Source organism: Mesorhizobium sp. M0244, assembly GCF_040321795.1.
In the GTDB taxonomy this organism is placed as follows: Bacteria; Pseudomonadota; Alphaproteobacteria; order Rhizobiales; family Rhizobiaceae; genus Mesorhizobium.
The window spans coordinates 1-4,795 of record NZ_JAMYSE010000172.1 but is presented as its reverse complement, the minus strand read 5'-3'; the positions used below and the strand labels follow the sequence as shown (position 1 = coordinate 4,795).

3 protein-coding genes and 2 pseudogenes are annotated in these 4,795 nt (G+C 59.9%); 2 read left to right on the top strand and 3 right to left on the bottom strand.

What is annotated here, in order from left to right; translation table 11 throughout:
* Positions 1 to 184: 184 nt before the first annotated feature.
* Positions 185 to 890, bottom strand: a pseudogene (gene istB / locus NKJ08_RS38100) (IS21-like element helper ATPase IstB).
* A 66-nt stretch (positions 891 to 956) separates the two neighbouring features.
* The gene (locus tag NKJ08_RS38095) at positions 957 to 1,835 is read right to left on the bottom strand and encodes a Mu transposase domain-containing protein (RefSeq protein ID WP_352786301.1); all 879 of its coding nucleotides are present in this window, start codon (positions 1,833 to 1,835) and stop codon (positions 957 to 959) included.
* 114 nt (positions 1,836 to 1,949) lie between these two features.
* Between NKJ08_RS38095 and NKJ08_RS39215 the strand changes: the two are divergent.
* Positions 1,950 to 2,111 (top strand): annotated as a pseudogene (locus NKJ08_RS39215) (ArdC-like ssDNA-binding domain-containing protein); the annotation flags it as partial.
* 346 nt (positions 2,112 to 2,457) lie between these two features.
* Here the strand turns inward: NKJ08_RS39215 and NKJ08_RS38085 are convergent.
* Positions 2,458 to 3,153, bottom strand: a complete 696-nt coding sequence (locus tag NKJ08_RS38085) for an OmpW/AlkL family protein (RefSeq protein ID WP_352786303.1) — start codon at positions 3,151 to 3,153, stop codon at positions 2,458 to 2,460.
* Between the two features lie 1,189 nt (positions 3,154 to 4,342).
* Between NKJ08_RS38085 and NKJ08_RS38080 the strand changes: the two genes are divergently transcribed.
* Entirely contained in the window at positions 4,343 to 4,486 is a 144-nt protein-coding gene (locus NKJ08_RS38080) for a hypothetical protein (protein ID WP_352786300.1), read from the top strand.
* Positions 4,487 to 4,795 lie beyond the last annotated feature (309 nt).

Sequence of the window (4,795 nt, the reverse complement as noted above, 5' to 3'; positions counted from 1 at the left end):
CTCGTACTTCATGCCCAAGCGGGTCAAAGCGGCCCGCATCTGAATCCTGCCTCTGTCAAGCAAGGACAGTCGTGCGGTGCTCGTGACGCTTACGATAGAATACCGGACGCGATTCCAAGGCGAAGCCGGACGGCTTAGAGCGCTCTGGGTCTTTTTCGATATTTGTCGACGAACTCGTTTTCGGTCAAGCGGGAGTTGCGTCTGGGACTGGCAGGACCTTGTGTTTGCGCATGCTTTCGCCGGAAAGTTCGATGCGATAGGCATTATGAACAAGGCGGTCGAGAACGGCATCGGCGATGGTCGGATTGCCGATCATGTCATACCAGTGATCCACGGGAATTTGACTTGTGAGGATGGTGGAACGCTTCTCGTAGCGATCCTCGACGATTTCCAGGAGATCGCGGCGTTGTTCGTCGTTGAGCTTCTCCGGCCCCCAATCGTCTAAAATAAGCAAGTCCGTTTTGGCCAGGCTCTTGAGCAGCTTCGCGTAACGGCCGTCTCCGCGGGCAAGGGCGAGCGAGGCGAAGAGGCGCGGCACACGGTGGTACGCGACCGAGAGCTCCTCGCGACATGCCTTGTGGCCGAGCGCGCAGGCCAGCCAGCTTTTCCCGACGCCAGCTGGTCCGATCAGGAGCAGGCTATGGCGCTGTCTGATCCAGTCGCATGTCGCCAGCCTCATGAACAGATTGCGATCGAGACCGCGGGTTGCCCGGAAATCGGCGTTCTCGATCTGGGCGTCGTCACGGAGTCTGGCGGCTCGCGCTCTGGCGCTCGAAGCGCTTCTGACGGCGCGTCGTCGCCTCCCGTTCGAGCAGGAGGGCGAGCCATTCGCCATGCTGGAGGGCTCGTGCCTCCGGCTGCGTCTCCAGTTCCTGGAACGCGTTTGCCATGCCGGAAAGGCCGAGTTCGCGCAGCATGTCGATGGTGGGATTGGTCAGCATTTGTTGATTATCTCCTTAATGAAAGTAGCCTGGGCCGCGAAGATTGGCGTGCTCGCCGACGGCGGCAGATTCGGCGGTGTGCCTTGAGGCTTTGTGGGATTTGATGAGGGCGCTGATGCTTTTGCAGTTCAGGCCGCCGATCTCGAGAGCACGGGTCGAAACGGCTTCGGCCTGCGCCGTGTCGATCGCCTGGTAGAGCTTGAGAACGCCGAGGCATGTTCTGAACCCCTGTTCCGGGTGCGGCCGGCTGGCAAGGATGGCGATGACGAGCCCCTCGGTCTGTGGACCGATCGAACGAGCCCAGCGCCGGAAGCGCTCCGGCGACCATTCCGCGTAGCGGCGGTGCGAACTGGGCATGTGGTCCGGGTCGGTTCCAAAACGGGCCCCACCATAGCGGCGCTGATGGGCCGCGACGCGTTTACCCTTGAAGAAGATCTCGATCGTTCGGCTCGTCGCCCGGACATCCACCTGCTCTCGGATGAGGCTGTGCGGCACGGAGTAGAAATAGCGCTCGAACTCGACATGATAGTCTGTCGATACACGCGCCAGCCGCCATTCGGCGAATTCGTATTCCTCGGCCGGCAGCACGGCGAGCGCTGGACGTTCCATCGCCTCGAACAGGTCGCGACGGCACTGGTCCAGTCGGCGCATGACGTGGGTGTTGATCCGCTCGACAGCCTCCCGGATAGCGGCATTGGCTTCGTCCAGGGAAAAGAAAGTCTGGTTACGCAGCCGGCCGAGAATGCAGCTCTGCGCGAAACGGACGCCACATTCGACATTGGCTTTATCCTTCGGTCGCTTCGGTCGCGCCGGCAGAACGCCGACACCGTAGTGCGAAGCCATCATGCCGAAGCTGCGGTTGATCTCGGGGTCGTAGAAGCTCGACCGATTCACGCCAGACTTCAGATTGTCGGGAACGATTAGCCGCGGGACGCCGCCAAAGAAGCGGATGCCCGCACAGAGGCTGGCGCAGGCAAGGGCGGGCGACCGGGTGCCAGCCTCTATCAGGAGATCACCGACCGCATCATTGCCGACCTGGAGCGCGGCAACTTGCCGTGGGTCAAGCCATGGGGCAGGGCAAAGGCAGGCCTTGGCCTGCCGAGGAATGCATCCGGGGCGCCAGCCACCGCTCTCGCAGCAAAAGAACAGCAGCTGTCGCAGCATGGCTGAACAAGACATCTTGTCGGCGTCGAGGAGCTCCGTGCTCGCCTAACACAGGCGCATAGCTCAGACATGACGTCCGGGAGAATGATGCCGGGCAAAGACCCCAACTTTAGCATTCCATCAACAATACCCGACAGCCATCCTGATCCGAAGCGCATCTAAGCACGTCCATTTCAGGCGTTAGTCGAGGCCGCATTGACCAGGGTACCCTTCTTGGTCCGCTGGAGGAGGGCGGCCGCCCGTCGACAACGGCTTCTTCAAGTGTCGCCCGTGCAGGGACGACCGTAAAAAGGGCGCACGAGGCGCCCTTCTTTTCAGATCGGCTATCAGCAGCCGCCTTCACCTTTCGTTGTTAGAACCGGTAGGTGACACCTGCGCCTATCAGCCAGGGATCGAGCGCAGCCTTACCCGTCTGCTTCGCGCCGTCGACCGTGACGTCGAAGTCTGGCTTGAGGAAAAGCTTCTTCACGTCGAAGTTGACGCCCCAGTGCTGATCCACCATGTAGTCGAACCCGACCTGCAGCGCGGTGCCGAACGTGTTCTTAATATGGAGAGCATCTGCACTGCCGCCATCCTGGTTATAAAAGATCGTGTAGTTCACGCCGGCACCGACATAGGGCTTGAATGCGCCGAAATCGGTAAAATGATACTGCAATGTGAGCGTGGGTGGCAGCAGCCAAACCTTACCAATATTGCCCAGTCCGCCGATCGTTCCTTGGCCCTCGATGTTGGCATAGGTGGTGCCGAGTATAAGCTCGGCGGCGATGTTGTCCGCGAAGAAATAGGAGATATCGAGTTCCGGCGTCACCGTGTTTGAATAAGAAAGATCGGAGCCGGGCACTGCATTGACGTAGCCCGAATCCTCAGTGACGACCCCCAACGCACGCAGGCGGATCTGCCAAGGGCTTGGCGCTTCCGTGACCGAGGCTCCTGCCAGCGGGACGCTCGCCGCTTGCGCAAGGTCCGCCGCGACGGCCTGCTGTCCCATCACGATGAGGACAACAGCCGCTGTTACTCCCCGCGCGGCGCGCATTTGGTTTCTCGCCATGATATTCTCTCCTTGCTCTTCAGAAATGTGGACTGAATTACGAAAAATCTTGCTCGAATTGCTTGATATGGCGGAGCGCTCGTGCCCAGTTTGCTTCGCGGCTGCGCCCGCATATTCGGCGCGCATGATCATGGGATGATTCTCCTCTTCCGTGCCGCAGCGCGTTTTGCGGACTGCGCTGCAGGTGTCGTGCCAAATGAGAAAATCATTTCATAACAATGCGATCACCCTGATGGCGCTGTGTCTCATGTCCGACATCGTCGAAGATCCGACAACGAACGCAGCCGTGACCGCCTGATAGAACCTCCTGTGCCACTCGGTGGGCACTGCGGAATAAGCAGTGAAGCTCACCGCGAAACGGCCGAGCTGTCGGATCGACATCGGCGACGGGGCGATCGACGACCACGACATCGCCGGTGTCGGGCGCGGCACAGTCTGAGGACTCTGCGGCGGCGATCATCGAATAACTGCGTTTACGATGGCTCCACCCTGGCCCACCGGTGGGCGTGCACAAGACTGCTTTGCGACCTCATCCCTCCACCTGGATTGAGTCGCAGGCACCGAATGGCGCACGTGCTTTTGGAACCGGCAGAGTGGTCATAACGCGATTGTCTTCCGGCTATCTTTACAGAGATTCGACAATCCAGTTGGTGAAGGTCCCATATCGCAAATCATTGATGCGCTTAGGTCTGGGCATGCGCCCTCCGCGACCATCTCATCAAGAGCATCGATCCGACACCAACATCGAGAATTGCTTCCCCATGAGAGAGGCCTCGCGGCGGACATGAGATTGCGTCACTCTTCATGATCGCGGCCTCGGAGGATGTCGGGATCGAGCCAGCGCAACGGCACGACAGGGCGAAGGATCTGGCAGCTCTTGCAACTGCCGACCTCGATGGACGAGGCATATTGCGATCTGTCCGGCAGAGACACAAGGTTCTGCACTGTCCGTTCATGAAGACTTCGTGCTGGTCTCCATAAGAGAAATATTCTGGTGCAGAAGGTGCCCGATTAGCTATTCGGAAAAAGGCGACATCGACGTGCAAATCGGGCGCCGCCGTGAGGCGTCCCCCTCAATGTCGGATTTCCGACAGGATCGCAAATCCGACAACCCATTGTTTAATAAGATTTTCCTTCTCTGGCACGGCCCATGCATGGGACTCTGCGAACGCATCAGCGAGACGTCTCCATGATCATGCGCACCGAAAATGCCGTCGCCGCAGTGAAAACCGCGCTCTCGCCTGCCATCAAGCCGCCGAACGGCCGGCGCGTCATGGTTGAGGCGGACGATTGCGCCAACTTCAAACACCTCGATGGGCTGCGTCTCGCGTGACGGCGATGCGGGCATCCAGACGGGCGGATAGGACATACGTCGTTGCCCCACGTCGCCGGCCTGACCCCTCGATTGTCACCGCGCTGGAATGCTCGGGTCTACATTCGACGACGCGAACGCGCTGGACAAATTCTCGCAAACCCGGTCGGGACCGGGGCTCGAAAACGTCCGCGAGGGGCCAATGGTTGTGGCCGATATTCGCCGAGAACAAGCCACCTAGTCCCTATGATTGCTGGGCCTGAGGGCGGCCCGTCATCCGATATGCAACGGTACGAGGGTTAAGCCGGCTGGCCGGCGCAGAGCCTCATG

What these genes read in the sequence shown, in the direction of transcription:
- NKJ08_RS38085 (WP_352786303.1), bottom strand. Translation starts at nt 3,153, where the DNA reads ATGGCGAGAAACCAAATGCGCGCCGCGCGGGGAGTAACAGCGGCTGTT.
- NKJ08_RS38080 (WP_352786300.1), top strand. Translation starts at nt 4,343, where the DNA reads ATGATCATGCGCACCGAAAATGCCGTCGCCGCAGTGAAAACCGCGCTC.